The 19,034-nt window shown below is 39.8% G+C and carries 19 protein-coding genes; all 19 read left to right on the plus strand.

What is annotated here, in order from left to right:
- The first annotated feature begins 12 nt into the window (after window positions 1–12).
- The 19 genes from spoIIE (at window position 13) to dusB (ending at window position 18,917) form a co-directional block, all read left to right on the plus strand.
- Window positions 13–2,493 carry a stage II sporulation protein E gene (gene spoIIE / locus ACM26V_RS18065; RefSeq protein ID WP_416148128.1) on the plus strand — a complete coding sequence of 827 codons (2,481 nt, stop codon included), beginning with the start codon at window positions 13–15 and terminating at the stop codon, window positions 2,491–2,493.
- Window positions 2,494–2,594: 101 nt separating this feature from the next.
- Window positions 2,595–3,329 carry a hypothetical protein gene (locus ACM26V_RS18070; protein WP_416148129.1) on the plus strand — a complete coding sequence of 245 codons (735 nt, stop codon included), beginning with the start codon at window positions 2,595–2,597 and terminating at the stop codon, window positions 3,327–3,329.
- Entirely contained in the window at window positions 3,295–4,281 is a 987-nt protein-coding gene (locus ACM26V_RS18075; RefSeq protein WP_416148130.1) for a serine/threonine protein kinase, read from the plus strand. Before ACM26V_RS18070 ends, ACM26V_RS18075 begins: the two co-directional genes overlap by 35 nt.
- A gap of 57 nt (window positions 4,282–4,338) precedes the next feature.
- Window positions 4,339–5,097, plus strand: coding sequence for a threonine/serine exporter family protein (locus ACM26V_RS18080; RefSeq protein WP_416148131.1), 759 nt, complete (start codon window positions 4,339–4,341; stop codon window positions 5,095–5,097).
- A gap of 12 nt (window positions 5,098–5,109) precedes the next feature.
- On the plus strand, window positions 5,110–5,559 hold the full coding sequence (locus ACM26V_RS18085; protein ID WP_416148132.1) for a threonine/serine exporter family protein: 450 nt from the start codon (window positions 5,110–5,112) through the stop codon (window positions 5,557–5,559).
- The gene (tilS, locus tag ACM26V_RS18090; protein ID WP_416148133.1) at window positions 5,543–6,943 is read left to right on the plus strand and encodes a tRNA lysidine(34) synthetase TilS; all 1,401 of its coding nucleotides are present in this window, start codon (window positions 5,543–5,545) and stop codon (window positions 6,941–6,943) included. Before ACM26V_RS18085 ends, tilS begins: the two co-directional genes overlap by 17 nt.
- Before the next feature lie 58 nt (window positions 6,944–7,001).
- Window positions 7,002–7,541, plus strand: coding sequence for a hypoxanthine phosphoribosyltransferase (gene hpt / locus ACM26V_RS18095; protein WP_416148134.1), 540 nt, complete (start codon window positions 7,002–7,004; stop codon window positions 7,539–7,541).
- Window positions 7,542–7,610: 69 nt separating this feature from the next.
- Window positions 7,611–9,614 carry an ATP-dependent zinc metalloprotease FtsH gene (gene ftsH, locus ACM26V_RS18100; RefSeq protein WP_416148135.1) on the plus strand — a complete coding sequence of 668 codons (2,004 nt, stop codon included), beginning with the start codon at window positions 7,611–7,613 and terminating at the stop codon, window positions 9,612–9,614.
- A gap of 301 nt (window positions 9,615–9,915) precedes the next feature.
- Complete coding sequence (locus ACM26V_RS18105) at window positions 9,916–10,683, plus strand: type III pantothenate kinase (protein ID WP_416148136.1); 768 nt, start codon at window positions 9,916–9,918, stop codon at window positions 10,681–10,683.
- Window positions 10,684–10,724: 41 nt separating this feature from the next.
- A complete protein-coding gene (gene hslO / locus ACM26V_RS18110) occupies window positions 10,725–11,612 on the plus strand; it encodes an Hsp33 family molecular chaperone HslO (protein ID WP_416148137.1) in 888 nt (295 codons plus the stop codon).
- 90 nt (window positions 11,613–11,702) lie between these two features.
- On the plus strand, window positions 11,703–12,635 hold the full coding sequence (gene cysK / locus ACM26V_RS18115; protein WP_416148139.1) for a cysteine synthase A: 933 nt from the start codon (window positions 11,703–11,705) through the stop codon (window positions 12,633–12,635).
- Between the two features lie 420 nt (window positions 12,636–13,055).
- On the plus strand, window positions 13,056–14,510 hold the full coding sequence (locus ACM26V_RS18120; protein WP_416148140.1) for an anthranilate synthase component I family protein: 1,455 nt from the start codon (window positions 13,056–13,058) through the stop codon (window positions 14,508–14,510).
- Window positions 14,507–15,103, plus strand: a complete 597-nt coding sequence (pabA, locus tag ACM26V_RS18125) for an aminodeoxychorismate/anthranilate synthase component II (RefSeq protein WP_416148141.1) — start codon at window positions 14,507–14,509, stop codon at window positions 15,101–15,103. The genes ACM26V_RS18120 and pabA overlap by 4 nt, the downstream gene beginning before the upstream one ends.
- Window positions 15,088–15,945 (plus strand): aminodeoxychorismate lyase, encoded by an 858-nt coding sequence (gene pabC, locus ACM26V_RS18130; protein ID WP_416148142.1) that lies wholly within the window; start codon window positions 15,088–15,090, stop codon window positions 15,943–15,945. Before pabA ends, pabC begins: the two co-directional genes overlap by 16 nt.
- A 50-nt stretch (window positions 15,946–15,995) precedes the next feature.
- Entirely contained in the window at window positions 15,996–16,829 is an 834-nt protein-coding gene (gene folP, locus ACM26V_RS18135) for a dihydropteroate synthase (protein WP_416151911.1), read from the plus strand.
- A 19-nt stretch (window positions 16,830–16,848) separates the two neighbouring features.
- Complete coding sequence (gene folB / locus ACM26V_RS18140) at window positions 16,849–17,211, plus strand: dihydroneopterin aldolase (protein WP_416148143.1); 363 nt, start codon at window positions 16,849–16,851, stop codon at window positions 17,209–17,211.
- Between the two features lie 6 nt (window positions 17,212–17,217).
- Window positions 17,218–17,748 carry a 2-amino-4-hydroxy-6-hydroxymethyldihydropteridine diphosphokinase gene (gene folK, locus ACM26V_RS18145; RefSeq protein ID WP_416148144.1) on the plus strand — a complete coding sequence of 177 codons (531 nt, stop codon included), beginning with the start codon at window positions 17,218–17,220 and terminating at the stop codon, window positions 17,746–17,748.
- Window positions 17,700–17,906 carry a helix-turn-helix domain-containing protein gene (locus ACM26V_RS18150; RefSeq protein ID WP_416148145.1) on the plus strand — a complete coding sequence of 69 codons (207 nt, stop codon included), beginning with the start codon at window positions 17,700–17,702 and terminating at the stop codon, window positions 17,904–17,906. Before folK ends, ACM26V_RS18150 begins: the two co-directional genes overlap by 49 nt.
- A gap of 18 nt (window positions 17,907–17,924) precedes the next feature.
- Window positions 17,925–18,917, plus strand: a complete 993-nt coding sequence (gene dusB / locus ACM26V_RS18155; protein WP_416148146.1) for a tRNA dihydrouridine synthase DusB — start codon at window positions 17,925–17,927, stop codon at window positions 18,915–18,917.
- Window positions 18,918–19,034 lie beyond the last annotated feature (117 nt).

Genomic DNA, 19,034 nt, shown 5'->3' on the forward strand with positions numbered 1-19,034 from the left:
AGTGGTGATAACATGATGGATCGAAGTGTTCTAATGAAAATGAGTGGACAAGCTGTTTCGTCCTTGGGAGATGCAAATACATGGAATTGGTTAAAAAATAAGAATTTTAATAGGGAGAAAACCTATACGACGAAGAAGTTCACTACCTGGCAACGTTTGCTTATGGTAATAGGAATTGGCTTTTTACTTGGGAGAGCGGTCATTTTGCTACAACTATTACCGTTTACGATTCCATTCTTAGCTGTTATTTTCAAGTGGAAAAGGAATATGACATTGCCGGCAGCTTTTGCGCTTATTGCAGGATCGACAAGTTTATCTTTTTCGTATGCAGGTCATACAACGGTTGCTATCCTCGTTTACTTTTTATTACAGAGTGTCATGCAGAAGGTTGATAAGCAGGAGGTTTATTTGCCAATTACTGTGTTTGCAACTGTCGCAATGACACGATATTCTAGTCTCGTCATTCAAGGAGAACATTCTCTATATCATGGATTGACCGCATCAGTAGAAGGAGCTTTGGCCTTAGTAATTACATTGATTTTCTTTCAAAGCGTTCCATTATTTCTAGAAAGGCGCCGACATATGACTTTGAAACATGAAGAAGTCGTTTGCCTCGTCATTTTATTGGGATCGTTACTGACTGGGACGGTAGGTTGGCTTGTATTTCAGCTTTCAATCGAGCACATCGTCGCTCGTTACATTGTGTTGATTTTCGCTTTTGTGGGTGGTGCTACGATTGGATCTACGGTAGGAGTGATTATGGGGTTAATTCTCTCCTTGGCGAACGTAGCTCACTTATTCTCAATGAGTCTGCTTGCGTTTTCTGGTTTGTTAGGGGGACTTTTAAAAGAAGGAAAGAAAATCTCAGTGGCAGCGGGGTTGATAGTTGCAAGTCTACTGATGGCTATGTATGCAGATAACCAAGCGCCACTTCAAATTACTTTATACGAAAGTCTTTTTGCAGTTGCCTTGTTTTTTATGACACCAAAAGCATGGACGGAAAAGTTATCTAGCTACATACCTGGAACACCGGAGCATGCACAAGAACAACAGAAGTATTTGCGGAAAATTAGGGATATTACTGCCGGTAAAGTTGAGCAGTTTTCTGATTTATTTCTTAGCCTCTCACGTAGTTTCACTTTTAATGAAAATAAAGAAGGAGAAGCTGAAAAGGAAAAACAAATAGATTTGTTCTTAAGTGATGTGACGGAAAATACGTGTCAAATGTGTGTGAAGAAGACGCAGTGTTGGTCTAAAGATTTTGAAAAAACTTACTCCTACATGGAGGAAATTATGAAAGAGTGCGAAATAAATGGTGAGGTGAAAAGTAGAGCTCTTTTAGTGGGGTGGAAAAAACATTGTCTTGTTGATAGTAGAGTTATAAAAGTCGTGCAAGAAAAATTAATAGAGAGAGATGTGGAAGATAGGTTGAAGCACCAGTTGATTGAAAGTAGGAAGTTAGTTGCCGATCAACTAATCGGCGTTTCGCAAGTGATGGGAGATTTTGCTCGAGACATTCAAAGAGAAAAGAAGGTCCATGACCAACAAGAAGAAGAAATAAAAGAAGCGTTGATCGAAATAGGGGTAGATGTAGATCTAGTAGAAATTTATGGTTTGGAGCCAGGTGATATCGATTTAGAGGTGATTTTGCCATCGAATCAATATAATGAAGCCGAAAAAGTCGTAGCACCATTATTATCGAACATATTAGATGAAGCAGTGGTAGTGAAGCATGTAGACTTGTTATCTGATTCTGGTGTTGAAGCAAAAGTACTATTTGGTTCAACAAAAGCGTTTGTAATTGAAGAAGGTGTTGCTCATACGGCCAAAGGAGGGAAGTGGGTATCTGGCGATAGTTATTCAACGATGGAATTAGGGGAAGGGAAATACGCGATGGCGATCAGTGATGGGATGGGAAATGGAAGGAGAGCCCATATTGAAAGCCAAGAGACAATTGATTTGTTAAAACGAATCCTGCATTCAGGCATCGGAGAAACAGTTGCAATTAAATCTATTAATTCTGTATTATCTCTTCGGTCCAGCGAGGAAGTATTTTCGACCTTGGATTTAGCGATAGTTGACTTACAAGATGGGCAAGCGAAGTTTCTAAAAGTAGGCTCAACGCCAAGTTATATCAAACGAGGAACACAAGTTATTGCAGTCGAATCAGGTAATTTGCCGATTGGTATGATCAAAGAAGTCGATGTTGATGTTGTCTCAGAGCAACTTAAAGCGGGTGATTGGTTAATTATGATGAGTGATGGTATCTATGAGGCACCTCTTCAGATTGAAAATATCGATGTTTGGATGAAGCGGATGATTCGAGAAATAAAACCAACCGATCCTCAACAAATTGCCGATTTAATCATGGAACGGATGATACGCGAGTGTGGCGGAGATATTCATGACGACATGACCGTGTTAGTTGCAAAAGTCGATCACTTTGCTCCGAAGTGGGCAACAATTTCGATTCCTACAAAAAACTGGGCGTAGTAACGACTCACGATGTATAAGACCTCTGAATCTTGTAAAAGATAGTAGAAAATCTATTAGAAAGTAAAAGCTTTCTATAGACAAGATAAGGAGAGTGCTATATGAGTCGTGCAACAATAAGGCAGATTTTATTGATCACAGATGGGTGTTCCAATGCAGGTGAAGATCCAATAGCGATGTCTGCCCTAGCAAAAGAGGATGGGTTATCGGTAAACGTGATTGGCATTATGGATGAAGGAGATGAAGATGAACGAGGAATGACAGAAGTTGAGCATATTGCGAGAACTGGCGGTGGTATGAGTGAGATTGTTTATGCAAGACAGCTCTCACAAACTGTGCAAATGGTCACAAAAAAAGCGATGACACAGACGATCCATGGAGTAGTGAACCGAGAAATTCAGCAAATTCTCGGTACGAAGCAAGAAATAGAAGATCTTGAACCGGAGAAAAGAGAGGAACTTACAGAAGTCGTTGATGAATTGGGAGAGACAGCGAGCCTTGATATACTTATCCTCGTAGATACGAGCGCAAGTATGAAAAACAAGATACCAAGGGTGCAAGAAGCTTTACTAGATTTGTCAATAAGTCTTCGTTCTCGGTCAGGAGATAACCATTTCTGTCTGTACTCATTTCCTGGGAAAAGAAAACAAGTAGAAAAAATACTATCTTGGACACCTGAATTAGATTCGTTAAAGGGTGCTTTTAAAAAGATGTCATCTTCTGGGGTGACTCCAACTGGCCCTGCAATTATGGAAGCGATTAAAGTCTATTCCAAGCGAATGAAGAAAGGGTCTACGAGTGATGAGAGAGCCGACATCGAAGAAGCAGGTATGTAGCTTTCACCCTGGACAAAATATCACGGGTCGCTGGCATGGAAATCACTACCGGATTTTAAGACTAATAGGAGAAGGTGCGATTGGTAAAGTCTACTTGGCCAAAAAAATAGATCAATTAGTGGCGATCAAAGTTGCTCGAGAATCTATGTCAATCTCATCGGAAGTCCGAGCCTTAAGGGAGGTTTCAAAGGTCGAAGGGGTCTCTCTTGGCCCTTTTTTTATCGACATGGATGACGTTTCCTTATCCAATGGCTCGACATCGTTTTATGTGATGGAATATATAGAGGGTGAACCGTTTCTTCCTTTCGTCAAACAAAAAGGTAGTGAGTGGATTGGACTTTTTCTGATTCAATTACTAGGAGACTTAGCAAAGTTACACGAATCTGGTTGGGTTTTTGGAGATTTAAAACCAGAAAATTTAATTGTGACAAACCACCACAATGTAAGGTGGATTGATGTCGGAGGAATGACGAAAATTGGTCGTTCAATTAAAGAGTATACCGAGTTTTTTGATCGAGGCTATTGGGGGTTAGGTGATCGGAAAGCAGAACCTAGCTATGATCTATTTTCCGTTGCGATGTTAATAATGAACAAGGGTTACTCAAGTCGTTTTCAAAAGGTGGGGAGTGATGGAAAAATGCAGTTATTGGAGAAAATGAAGCAACAACCGATCCTTTTACCTTTCGATAAAGTAATTCGTAAAGGGATTGAACAACGTTACGCCAACGCTTATCAGATGAAAAATGACTTAATGGAGGTGTTGCAAACGGAAAATAAACAGACAGCACCGTCGAGAGTGAAAAAAAGAAATATTTATAACACAAATAATACGGGATCATTAATGAAACAGCAAAAACAATCCGGAAAAGAAATGAAATACAGAGGGGTCTTAGAAACAACCATTTTTGCCTCTTTTCTTCTTGTAGTATATATTCTATACTTGGTGGGATAAAAGAATCGACTGGATGATTGAAATAGAAGATCGCCAAGATGATTGGAGGCGAAGTGGATGAAAGCTGCAGATGAAGTCATGGATATATGCCTGTTGGCAGGTGAAATCATGATGACATATGGTGCTGAAACGTATCGTGTTGAAGAGACGTTGGAGAGAATGGCAAGGGCTTCTGGTTTTACAAATGTGCATTGCTTTACAACGACTACAGGTATATTCCTTTCATTTGAAGAGAGGAAAGGAAAAGAAGATTTAATGCAAATGGTCAGGATTGACGATCGGATGCAAGACTTAAATAAAGTAGCTGAGGTGAATCAAGTTTCACGAGAATTCACTGCGGGGGAATTGACTGTCGACGAAGCTAATGAGCGACTTAAAGAAATTCACAAAGCACCAATTCATTATCCTATTTGGTTGATTCATCTTGCTGCTGGCGTTGCTGGGAGTGGTTTTTCTTACTTATTCGGTGGCGGATTACAGGATTTATTACCAGCATATATTGCTGCAGTTGTCGCAAGTGTGACACTTGTCGAATTCGAACGATATTTAAAGGTCAGGTTTGCAGCTGAGTTAGCAGCCGCTTTTATAGGTGGTTCTATCGCGATCCTCCTTGTCTTTATAGGTTTAGGGGTGAGTTTAGATCAAATTATTATTGGCTCACTCATGCCACTTGTACCTGGGGTTCCATTGACAAACGCGGTCCGGGATTTGTTATCAGGTGACTTATTAGCGGGGATGAGTCGAGGAGTTGAAGCTTTGTTAACGTCACTATCTATTGCTAGCGGAATCGCATTATCGATTTCGCTGTTCATGTAAAGGAGGCTCATTATGGATCTTATCATTGAATTATTTATAACGTTTGCAGCAATTATTGGATTCGGGGTCATTTTCAGTGTTCCAAAACGAGCACTTCTATTAGGTGGTGGAATTGGAGTCGTCACGTGGTTTGTACTTCAAACAGGAATTAATTTTGGTGGGAGTGCCATTTTCTCGACTGTTATAGCTTCCTTAACTGCGGCAACCATTGCCCATCTGTTGGCTAAAAAAATAAAAATTCCCGTTACAACCTTGTCTATACCAGGTATTCTCCCCCTAGTTCCTGGTAGTAGAGCCTATTTTACAATGCTTGCGTTTGTAGATGGTGACTATCTTCAAGGGCTTGAATATGGTGTGGAAACAATGCTGCAAGCCGGAGCAATTGCAGCAGGACTTGTCTTGGCCTTATCAATCTTTTCATTTGGGAAAGGGATAGGAAATAGATATGAAACAGGTCATTGATGATTTCATCTCAAAACACGAGTTAATACAGTCGGGTGATCATTTAATGCTTGCTGTATCTGGTGGGCCAGACAGTATGGCGATGTTAAAGTTTTTTCAAAACAGACAGTCGACAGCTCGTCTCTTGTTAACGGTTGTTCATGTCGAGCATGGACTGAGAGGCGAAGATTCGCTCAAGGATGCTGCATTTATTGAAGGATATTGTCGATCTCAAGGAATTTCTTTTTATCTGCATAAGCCGGATGTCAAGGCACGTAAAGAGTTAGACGGGCTAGGAACACAAGAAGCAGCAAGACTTTGTCGGTATGAATGGTTTGAAACTATGATGCCCAAAATAAAGGCAGATAAACTCGTCCTAGCCCATCATGGAGATGATCAAATTGAGACGATGTTAATGCGGCAAATTCGTGGAAGTTTAACTGGACGAAAGGGAATTCCACTTAAACGTCCGTTTTCCCAAGGTCTAATTATTCGTCCATTTCTATGTGTGGAAAAATCTTATTTGATTGATTATTGCGAGGAACACGACGTTCCTTTTAGGATAGATTTATCGAACCAAGAAGGTAACTATCAAAGAAACAGGATCCGAAAGTCCCTGATTCCATTTATGAAACAAGAAAATCCAAAAGTGCATGAAATTTTTCAATTTCAATCAGAGGTGTTCGCGGAAGAGGACCAATGGATGCAATTGCAATCTGAAGCAGCTTTAAAAGAGGTGATTGATTGCAAAGAAACAAATTTCCTGTCAATAAATCAGCAAAAGTTTCTAGAAATTCATCACGCTTTACAAAGAAGAGTCATTCAACTAATATTAAATTATCTTTCAGGGTCCGAGAAGTTGCTATTAGATAGGCACCATATTAAAGCAATTCAAGATCTTTTGAAGAAAAAAAATCCTTCCTCCATCCTTCATTTACCAGATAGAATGTTGGTTGAACGTTCTTATGAACAAATTATTTTTTCAAACAGCACGTATGTATCTGAACGAAAAGACGATGTGATCGTAACAGAGGTTTTAGAAATTCCAGGAGTTGTAAATTTACCTCGTGGTAAACTAACTTTGCATGAGTCTATAAAAGACTGGAAAACCCCTCATGGGAACGGAAGCTTGTCTCTCGATCTGGATAAAGTCACGCTACCATTAATCCTTCGCTCAAGAAAAAAAGGAGACCGTATGTCTTATTTAGGGGGAGAAGGGACAAAAAAGCTTAAAGATTTGTTTATTGATGGCAAAATTCCCAAAAGAGATCGTGATCTTTGGCCCATTGTAACCGACAGTCATGATATAATATTATGGGTCCCGTTTTTGAAACGATCAGCTGAAGCGGTGGTTGGTGAAACGTCAACTCGTGTTATTCAGATGACGTATGATATTCATACATAGGTGATCAGAAAGCAAACGATAAAATATTCATATATTTTAGGAGGCTCATGAACTAATTATGAGAGAAGACATTGAAGAGGTACTGATTACGGAAGAAGAAATTCAAAAGAAAATTTCTGAATTAGGAACGCAATTAACGGAAGAATATGAAGGTAGGTTTCCTTTAGTTGTCGGAATTCTCAAGGGATCTCTCCCATTTATGGGGGATTTAATTCAAAAAATGGATGTTCATCTTGAGTATGATTTAATGGACGTATCTAGCTACGGTCACGAAACAGTTTCCTCGGGAGAAGTGAAAATCGTCAAAGATCTAAATACTTCGGTAGAAGGTCGCGATGTTCTAGTGCTTGAAGATATTATTGATAGCGGATTAACTCTGAGTTATTTGGTGAAGCTTTTTCATTACCGGAAAGCTAAATCAGTTAAGATTGTAACGCTGTTAGATAAACCGGAAGGACGAACGGTCGATATTTATCCAGATATTAGTGGATTTGTTATACCGGACAAGTTTGTCGTAGGATATGGTTTGGACTATATTGAACGCTATCGGAACCTCCCTTATGTAGGAGTTTTGAAACCTGAAATTTATCAGAGTTAATTGATTGTGATTGGTTACATTTGTATGATAGTATAACCTAAGTGTATTTGACGTGGGAGGAGGTTCAGGATGAATCGAATATTTCGAAATACGATATTTTATTTATTGATATTCTTGGTTATTGTAGGGATTGTTAGCATTTTTCAGGCTGATCCAGACGAGACAACGGAGATGTCATTAAATGAATTCCGTGAAGAACTAGAAAATGATAATATTGAATCTTTATCGATTCAACCGAAATTAGATGTATATGCAGCGAGAGGACAACTTAGAGGTGCTGAAGAGGATGTATACTTCACCGTTAACGTTCCAGATCTTCAGGTATTCTTAGAGGAAGTTGTCACTGCTTCAGGTGAACAAGGTATTGATGAATTGGTCTTTGATCAAGCAGAAGAACCAAGTGGATGGGTGAACTTCTTTGTAGCCGTTATTCCATTTGTGATTATTTTCATCTTATTTTTCTTCCTGTTGAGCCAATCACAAGGTGGCGGAAGTAAAGTCATGAACTTTGGAAAGAGCAAAGCGAAACTTGTGAGCGAAGATAAGAAGAAAGCCCGTTTCAAAGATGTAGCAGGAGCAGATGAGGAAAAGCAGGAATTAATTGAAGTTGTCGATTTCTTGAAAGAACCAAGTAAATTTGCAGATATTGGTGCTAGAATTCCTAAAGGGGTTCTTCTCATTGGACCACCAGGTACAGGTAAAACATTGATTGCTCGAGCTGTTGCCGGGGAAGCTGGAGTTCCGTTCTTCTCGATCAGTGGTTCGGACTTCGTTGAAATGTTTGTTGGTGTCGGTGCGTCACGAGTTCGTGATTTATTCGAAAATGCGAAGAAGAATGCACCTTGTATTATATTTATTGATGAAATTGACGCAGTCGGTCGCCGTCGTGGTGCTGGTGTAGGTGGCGGACACGATGAGAGAGAACAAACATTAAATCAATTGCTTGTTGAAATGGATGGTTTCGGTGTGAATGAAGGAATAATCTTGATTGCAGCGACAAACCGTGCAGATATTCTTGACCCTGCATTGTTACGTCCGGGTCGTTTTGACCGACAAATTATGGTTGGACGTCCTGATGTAAAAGGCCGTGAAGCGATACTCGATGTTCACGCTAAAGGGAAACCGTTTGAAGATGATGTAGACTTAAAAGCGATTGCTCAACGTACACCTGGTTTCTCAGGTGCTGACTTGGAAAACTTATTAAATGAAGCAGCACTTGTGGCTGCTCGTACAAATCTGACAAAAATCAATATGGAATCTGTTGAGGAAGCAATTGACCGAACTGTTGCAGGTCCTTCTAAGAAGAACCGAGTCATTTCTAAAAAAGAACGCAGTATTGTTGCACACCATGAAGCTGGACATACAGTTGTTGGTGTCAAATTGGAAAGTGCAGATTTAGTTCATAAAGTAACCATTGTTCCACGTGGTCAAGCGGGTGGATATGCAATGATGTTACCGAAAGAAGACCGTTACTTCATGACGAAACCTGAACTTCTTGACAAGATTGTCGGCCTTCTTGGGGGACGTGTTGCTGAAGAAGTGATGTTTAATGAAGTGAGCACAGGTGCTCATAATGACTTCCAACGAGCGACTGGCATTGCTCGTAAGATGGTTATGGAATATGGAATGAGCGATAAACTGGGACCAATTCAATTTGGTAGTGGTCAAGGAGAAGTGTTCCTAGGCCGTGACATGAACAGTGAACAAAACTTTAGTGAGGCAATATCTTATGAAATTGATTTAGAAGTTCAGCGTATTCTAAAAGAATCACATGAGCGGTGCCGAATAATTCTTGAAGAGAACAAAGCGAGTCTCGAACTAGTTGCCCAAACGCTTCTTGAGATTGAAACGTTGGATGCAGAACAAATTCGTTCACTTATTGAAGACGGAAAACTTCCTGACGATCATCATTACACGAAAAAGATGAACGGGGAAAAGAAGTCTAAGGATGAGGATGTTAAAGTTAATATCCAAAGTAAGAAAGAGAAAGATGCGATGGCTGATTTCTTAGGAACCGAGTCAAATGGTGAAACAGAAAACAAAGATAATGAAGATAGAAAAAAAGATGAGTAAATAATTGAGGGTGTCTTGCATGTGTCTGCATACTGGTCATCAATCACTATTAGAAAATTGTTCGTTGTTTGAATGATTCACTAATAATTGGTTGATGTCGTGGTTGATACGATGCTTTGGACACCCTTTTTACATAGAAATACTTTATTTAGGCGTTCGTAAAAGCAAGGGGAGTTGCATTTTCAAGGAACTTCATCCAGCCGGTAAGTTCGAGTCTCACGAAGTTCAATTCATCTGAATAAAAAGATTATAATAACAAAAGCAACTGTTAAAAGACGCTTATTTTAAGGTGGGAAAGTGAATGAATCTTGTTATGGATGTTGGGAATACGAAAATCGCTATAGGGGTATATGATCTTGGAGAACTGCAGTATAATTGGACAGTTCAAACAGACACTTTTAAAACCGTGGACGAATACGGAATATTAATCAACAATCTTTTCCAATTCGAGGGGTTGAATCTTGAAGATGTTAGCGGTGGGATTATTTCGTCTGTCGTTCCAACGATGGATCAATGTTTAAAAACAATGTGTCAAATATATTTTCACTTTACACCGATGTTTATTGGTCCTGGGATCAAAACGGGATTAAATATACTTTATGAAAATCCAAGAGAAGTCGGATCAGATAGAATTGTCAATGCTGTTGCTAGTATTCATCAATTTAGTGCGCCTTTAATTATAATTGATATGGGAACTGCAACAACTTTTTGTTATATCAATGAAAAAAAACAATATGTTGGAGGGGCTATTGCTCCTGGCATGGACATTTCTATGGAAGCACTTTACAAACGTGCATCAAAGCTACCAAAAATAGAGACGATAAAAGCGAAAAGTGTCATCGGTAAAAATACGATTCATGCTATGCAATCGGGGTTTCTTTATGGATTTGTTGGTCAAATAGAAGGAATAGTTGGGCGAATGAAACATGAAATAAAAAACGAACCAACTGTAGTTGCAACCGGTGAGATGGCAAATGTTATCGCTCAAGAGACAGATCTGATTGATCACGTAGACGAGTGGTTGACTTTAAAAGGTTTACAGTTGGTATACGATCGAAATAAAAATTAAACGAGTCTGAAATGACCGATAGTAAAAGGAGTTAAGAAGAAATGAAGGATTATTTAGTTAAAGCATTAGCTTATGAGGATACGGTAAGAGTATATGCAATTCAATCGACTGAAATGGTGAAAGAAGCGGCCAAGCGACAAGGGACATGGAGAACGGTAACTGCTGCGTTAGGTCGTGCACTTACTGCAGGTACGATGATGGGCACAATGCTCAAAGGGAAAGAAAAATTAACGATTAAAGTTGAAGGAAATGGGCCAGCATGTCCAATTATTGTTGACGCAAATGCCGATGGTACAGCGAGAGGGTATGTGACCGAGAAGAGCCTTGATCCAGAACGTAAAGACAGTGGCAAACTAAATGTTTCAGCAGTAGTAGGAAATCAAGGGACTTTATCTGTAGTAAAGGATTTAGGAATGAAAGATTATTTTACAGGTAGTGTACCTATTGTTTCTGGAGAACTTGCCGAGGATTTCACATATTACTTTGCTTCTTCTGAGCAAACACCATCTTCTGTTGGGCTTGGAGTCGTGATTGGCAAGGGAGATGTTGTCGAAGGTGCGGGTGGATTTATTTTGCAAATGATGCCAGGAGCATCAGACAAAACGATTGATGACATTGAACAACGGTTGAAACAAATCCCACCCATCTCTACATTGATTCAGGAGGGCCATACACCTGAGGAGATTGTAGAGAAACTAACAGGGAAAGGGAATTATCGATTAGTAGAAAAGGTAGAAACGGCATTCCAATGTCACTGTTCAAAAGAAAGAATGGTGAATGCAATTTATGGATTGTTGGAAGAAGACATCCGAGCGATGATTGATGAAGACGAAGGCGCAGAAACAACGTGCCATTTTTGCAATGAAGTGTATGTATTTTCAAAAAAAGAGCTTGAAGAGCTATTGGAAGATAAGTTAAAACAAAAATAACCATTTTTGCTTGACCGTCTTCTACATTGTTGGTATGATTAATCTAAATTAATCCAATGAAATTACTTGGTTTTAAGGAGGAGAATGAACATGTCAAAAGTTGTAAATTCAATTACAGATTTAATTGGTGAAACGCCCTTGGTGAAACTTCAAAGACTTGTTACAGATGAGCATGCGGATGTCTACTTAAAGCTAGAATTTATGAATCCTGGAAGTAGTGTTAAAGACCGAATTGCATTAGCAATGATCGAAGATGCAGAACAAAAGGGGACGCTAAAGCCAGGTGATACAATTGTTGAGCCTACTAGTGGAAATACAGGGATCGGTTTGGCAATGGTAGCAGCTGCGAAAGGCTATCGTTCGATACTAGTAATGCCTGAAACGATGAGTATGGAGAGACGCAATTTATTACGTGCATATGGTGCTGAACTTGTACTAACGCCAGGTCCAGCCGGTATGGGAGGCGCAATCCAAAAAGCTGGTGAATTGCAAAAAGAGCATGGTTATTTCATGCCACAGCAATTTGAAAATGAAGCAAATCCTAAAGTTCATCGTGAAACTACAGGAAAAGAACTACTTGAGCAAGTTGGCGATCAATTAGATGCATTTGTTTCTGGAATTGGTACAGGTGGAACAATCACCGGTGCAGGATCAGTTCTCAAAGAGAAATTCCCAGATATGAAGTTAATTGCCCTTGAGCCTTCAGATTCTCCGATTTTATCAGGTGGGAAAAAAGGACCGCACAAAATTCAAGGAATTGGTGCTGGCTTCATTCCTGATATCTTAGATACGGATCTTTATGATGAAGTAATGACTGTATCAGCAGAGCAATCTTTCGAGTATGCTCGTCGTGCTGCCCGAGAAGAAGGTATATTAGGTGGTATTTCCTCAGGCGCTGCGATTTATGCAGGGTTGGAAGTAGCAAAACGATTAGGTAAAGGTAAAAAAGTAGTAGTAGTCATTCCAAGTAATGGTGAGCGTTACTTGAGCACGCCGTTATACCAGTTTGAAGAAGAAGAGTAAAAATTTCGGGAGAGTCGATGTTAAATCGGCTCTTTTTTTGTTTATAGAACTAGAAAAGATAGAGTTTGGCTGTGTTCACTACTTTCGAGGCAATCTTTTATTTCTGGGTTGGGATTAAATGTGACTAATGCGCCCTAAAGGAAGAGGGAAAAGCGAAGAAAGGTAACAAGAGGGGGTAAGTTGTGCCAAAGACTAAGTATACTAGCACTCTGATAAACAATGAACCAAATTTTAACCGCCCAATGTCACAAGTTTTCTCCATCTCAAGCTTTATATAGAGTAGAAAAGGAATCACTATCACTAGCGATTGCTTGTTTTAGTTTTCAATAAGAACTGTTATTATTATTGCGACTTCTTTGTAAGCACCGTATAATGAGTGGAAGAAATGAAACGTTAGAGTTAGCGTGAGGTGACTTGATAATGACAGTAACTAAACGAAAATCTTTTGGCAAAGAAATGAAGTTACAAGAAATAACAATTGATTGGTTTCAAACATATACGTCTTTATCAGCAAATGAACAACATCATGTTTTACTTGAAAGTGGTCGAGGTGGAAGGTATTCGATCATTGGATTAACACCTTGGGCTGTCATCAAGGGTAAAAATAAGCATATGACTGTATCGACGAGCGATGATAATGAGTATTTTGATGGTCCGTTATTGTCGTCTTTAAGAGATTGGCTCTCTTCCTATCAAATGGAAGCGAACCCTGAGCTTCCGGAATTTCAAGGGGGTCTAATTGGACAGTTTAGTTATGATTTAATTAGAGAAATTGAAAAAATCCCAGAAGGTTCGCAGGATGATTTGGACACTAACGATCTCTGTTTACTTGCGTTTGATGAGATATATGTCATAGATCATCATCAAGAGACGATATGGTTTATCGTGATTGTTCCAGACGAAAATATTTTATTGAGTAATAAAAAAATTTCGCGGATGATCTTGCGATGGCGAGAAGCCAAAAAAAGTAATCCATCTGTTGATCGAAACAAAGAAAAAGAATCAGTTTTAGAAAAAAGAGAAAGTAGCGAGGTTAAAAGATCGTTCGATGAAGACGCCTTTAAAGAGGCTGTTGAAAAGACGCAACAGTATATCCGCTCGGGCGATGTTTTCCAAGTCAACTTGTCTGTTCGTGAATCCCGTTCCCTCTACACGGAGCCAATTCATATTTATCAGAGCCTTAGGAGAATAAATCCCTCTCCTTATATGGGTTACATGCATATGCCAGATATACAATACGTCAGTGCTTCTCCGGAATTACTCGTAAAAGTCAAAGGTGATGACGTAAATGCTCGACCGATTGCTGGTACCCGTTCAAGAGGTAACAATGAAGCAGAGGATCAAGCGCTCGCAAAGACATTGCTAAATAATGAAAAAGAGCGAGCGGAACACATCATGTTAGTCGATCTTGAGAGAAATGATTTGGGACGTGTCTGTCAATACGGTTCTGTTGAAGTCGATGAACTAATGGTAATTGAAAAGTACTCCCATGTGATGCACATTGTTTCAAATGTCAAAGGTAAAAAAAATAAAGAACTCGACGCTCTCGACGTAATTGCAGCGACTTTTCCTGGTGGGACGATTACAGGAGCTCCGAAAATCCGCACAATGCAAATTATTGAGGAATTAGAACCTGTTAGAAGAGGGGCGTACACCGGATCATTTGGTTGGATTGGTTTTCAAGGAGATATGGAATTAAACATTACGATTCGAACAATGGTGGTCAAAGATGGCATAGGTCATGTGCAGGCGGGGGCAGGCATTGTTATTGACTCTGACCCGAAAGCAGAGTATAAAGAATCATTAAAGAAAGCAAAAGCATTATGGAAAGCGACAGAGTTGAGTGAAGAAGAGCAGAGGAGGAATAAAGTATGATTTTAATGATTGATAATTACGATTCATTCACGTATAACCTCGTGCAATATTTAGGAGAAATGGGACAAGAATTGGTGATTCGCCGTAATGACCAAGTAACCATAGCGGAGATAGAAGAGATGTCGCCAGATTACTTAATGATATCACCTGGGCCTTGTAGTCCGAATGAGGCTGGAATTAGCATGGAAGCAATTAAAGCTTTTGCGGGGAAAATCCCAATTTTCGGTGTGTGCTTAGGTCATCAATCGATTGGGCAAGTTTTCGGTGGTGATGTTGTTCGAGCAGAACGATTGATGCATGGAAAGACATCGGAAGTGAATCATGATGGTCGAAGTATCTTTGAAAACATTGAAAACCCATTTGTAGCAACAAGGTATCATTCTTTAATTGTGAAGCGGTCGACGTTGCCAGATTGTTTTGAAATATCCGCAGAAACAGAAGAAGGAGAGATTATGGCATTGCGTCACAAGACATTGCCGATTGAAGGGGTTCAATTTCATCCGGAGTCAATTATGACGGACGTTGGTAAACGATTATTGAGAAATTTCCTAGATTTATATAAGGAGTATGACCGTGCATGTACCTCTTCATAAATGGTTCTTTTACGAAAAAAGAAGATATACAAATATCGCCTTTTGACCACGGGTTTATGTATGGATTAGGATTGTTTGAAACGTTTCGCACATATAAAGGTCATCCATTTTTATTGGATGACCATTTTCAACGGTTGACTGAAAGTGCGGAAACGATGAACATAAACATGCCGAAGTATAACAGAGATGAAACAAAAGAAATTATTGAAGAACTACTTCGATTAAATAATATGGAAGATGCTTATTTTCGTTGGAACGTTTCTGCTGGAGAACGAAATATTGGGTTGTCGACAGACCAGTATGAGCAACCTAATACCATCATATACGTAAAACCTTTATCATTAGCAGTCAACACGGAAAAAAAAGCTAGGACGCTAACGATACGAAGAAATTCACCTGAAGGAGAAATTCGCTTAAAGTCTCACCACTATTTAAATAATATTCTCGGGAAACGAGAATTAGGGGATGCTCCAGGTGAAGAAGGGATATTTTTGACGGCAGAGAATGTCCTTAGTGAAGGTCTCGTTTCAAATATCTTTTGGTTGAAAAACGAGAAATTATTTACACCTGATTTATCTTGCGGATGCTTGAATGGTATTACCCGCCAGTTTTTAATTGCTCTTGCTGAAAAACAAGGAATTTCTGTAGAAATGGGAAGGTACCCAGTAGAAATGGCTATCGATGCTGATGAGGTGATGGTGACGAATTCTGTTCAAGGACTTGTTCCAATAAACCAATGGGAATCTAAGGTTTTCCCAGGAAATAAAGGGAATTGGTTCCGTTGGGCAAACGAACAATATCAACAACAGGCTTCATGTCTATGGAGTAAACAAGAACTTTAAGATATCAACTCAAACTGAAAAAGGTGATCAATGTGGCGAAAACTACGCTGATGGAATGGGATCAATACCGGCTGGATTTTTCAAAAAAGACTTTCGTAATGGGGATATTGAATGTGACTCCCGATTCGTTTTCTGATGGCGGTATTTATAAAGAAGCGATAAAAGCGGCGGAAAGAGCACAAAATATGATATTACAAGGGGCTCATCTGATTGATATCGGTGGAGAGTCAACACGCCCAGGTGCAGTTTCTATCTCAGAGGAAGAAGAACTGCGTCGTGTTATCGAACCACTGAAGGCAGTAAGAAATGCTGTTAATGTCCCAATATCGATTGATACGTATAAAGCAGGGGTTGCTGAACGAGGGATCGAGGCAGGTGCAAATATTATTAATGATGTTTGGGGGTGTAAGGCAGACCCGAACATGGCGTCGGTTGCTGCACACTATGATGTACCTATTGTCCTTACACATAACCGAGAAAATGCAGACTATAAAAACCTTATTGAAGATATGAAAGCAGATATTGCAGAGAGTATTCACCTTTGTCATCAAGCAGGTGTACGTGATGAACGAATTATTCTCGATCCTGGAGTTGGTTTCGCTAAATCGTATCAAGATAATATTCAAGTAATGCGCAACCTTGAAGAGTTTACAACACTTGGATACCCAGTTTTATTGGGGACATCAAGAAAGTCACTGATCGCAAAAACATTGGAGCTTCCAGTTAATGAACGAGTGGAAGGAACAGGTGCGACAGTATGTCTAGGAATTGAAAAGGGTTGTGAGATGATTCGAGTGCACGATGTCTTAGAGATGAGTCGGATGGCAAAAATGATGGATGCGATGATTGGCAAAGGCGATATCCCATTAAGTCAAACGATGTAAAAGAGGAGGCGGATGCACGATGGATAAAGTTTATGTGCATGGTATGAAATTTTACGGTTATCACGGGGCATTTCCCGAAGAAAATAAACTAGGACAGCGTTTTGTTACAGATGTGACGTTGGAATTAGATACAAAGCCTGCGGGTGTTAGCGACGATCTTGATAAAACCGTTAATTATGCGACTGTGTACAAAGTCGCTAAAGAAATTATTGAAGGAGAACCAGTCAAGTTAGTTGAAACTCTTACTCATCGGTTAGCTCGTGAGTTACTCGATCGCTTTGAAGTGATTGAGGCTTGTGTTGTGAAAGTGATCAAACCAGATCCGCCTATCCCTGGCCATTATGATCACGTTGCAGTTGAGATTAGAAGGGAGCGGGGTTAAGGCGCCATGACAAAAGAGACGATTGGGTACCTTGCCCTAGGGTCAAATCAAGGTGATAGAGAAAGTCACCTAGAGAATGCAATTGTTAAACTAGAAGAAGAAACAGATATCTCGATAGTTAAAGCGTCATCGATCTATGAAACAGATCCCGTTGGCGTTACAGATCAGCCTGCTTTTTTAAATATGGTTGTGAAGTTTGAGACGTCACTGGACCCGGTAAAGCTACTAAAAGTTACACAAAAGGTAGAACAAATGGGTGGTCGTGTGGGAAAAGGGACTTGGGGACCAAGGACAATTGATCTTGACATTTTACTATTGAACGACGAAAATATACAATTGGAAACACTACAAGTACCGCATCCTCGTATGTTGGAGCGGGGATTCGTATTATTACCATTAAAAGAAGTGGAGCCTCACTTACGGTTGAATGCTGGCCGAAGCATTGATGAGTATATAAATCAACTAACCGATAAAGAAGGTGTACGTAAATGGAAGAGCTCATTTGGGGGAGAAGGATTCGCGCGTTTCGAAAGTTAAAAGGCTATACGCAAGAGGATTTGGCAAAAATGCTCGGTGTCTCTGTGTCTGTCTTAGGGGAAATTGAACGTGGAACCCGAAAACCAGAAGAAAGTTTGTTACAACGTGTGACAAAAGAGTTGAATGTCACGTACGATGAGCTGACATCTATTAAATGAGATTAGAGGTGAAAGCTGATGTTAAAAATAGGTGACGTGTCGATGAACAACCCAGTTGTTCTCGCGCCAATGGCAGGAGTTTGTAACGTAGCTTTTCGTCTAATTGCTAAGGAATTCGGAACTGGTCTCGTATGTGCAGAGATGGTTAGTGATAAAGCTATTCTTCATAAAAACGAAAGATCGCTGAAAATGCTTTACGTAGATGAAAGGGAAAAACCATTGAGTTTACAAATATTCGGTGCAACGAAAGAAACACTTGGTGAAGCGATAAAAGTAGTCGATAAACAGACGAACGCTGATATTATTGATATTAATATGGGGTGCCCAGTTCCAAAGATAACCTCGTCTGATGCAGGGGCCAAATGGTTACTAGATCCCGATAAAATATATGAAATGGTCTCCTATGCAGTAAGTTTGGCGGATAAACCAGTAACGGTGAAAATGCGGACAGGCTGGGATGACGACCATATCTATGCTGTTGAAAATGCAAAGGCTGTTGAAGCGGCAGGAGGAAAGGCGGTCTCAATCCACGGACGTACGAGATACCAAATGTATGAGGGGAAGGCCGATTGGGATATTATCCGCCAAGTGAAAGAAGCAGTTAATATCTCTGTTATTGGAAACGGAGACATTGAGACACCAGAAGATGCAAAAAGAATGATGGATGAAACGGGTGTTGATGGAGTCATGATCGGGCGTGCCGCTCTCGGTAACCCTTGGATGTTATACCGTACGATTCACTATTTGAAAACAGGCGATAACATTCCTGAACCAACCCCGCAGGAAAAAATGGACGTTTGTATTCTTCATATGGATCGGTTAGTTCAGCTCAAGGGTGAAGCTATCGCGGTGAGGGAGATGCGGAAACATGCTTCGTGGTACATTAAAGGTCTTAGCGGCTCAGCACGTGTTCGTGATGTCATAAACCAGTTGTCTACTCGGGATGATATGGCTGAAGCACTTACAGATTTATCTGGTATTCTTAGGGAAAAAGCAGTTCAAAAGGTATAAGTTTACTATAAAAGTGAACTATTTTATAATACCATTGAGATTATCTGAAACTGTCAGTAGTATACTGACAGTTTTCTTCAAAAATAAAGTTATGAATGCTGATCTTCATAATCTGTT

It is taken from the genome of Salipaludibacillus sp. HK11 (assembly GCF_047795645.1).
Classification (GTDB): Bacteria; Bacillota; Bacilli; order Bacillales; family Salisediminibacteriaceae; genus Salipaludibacillus.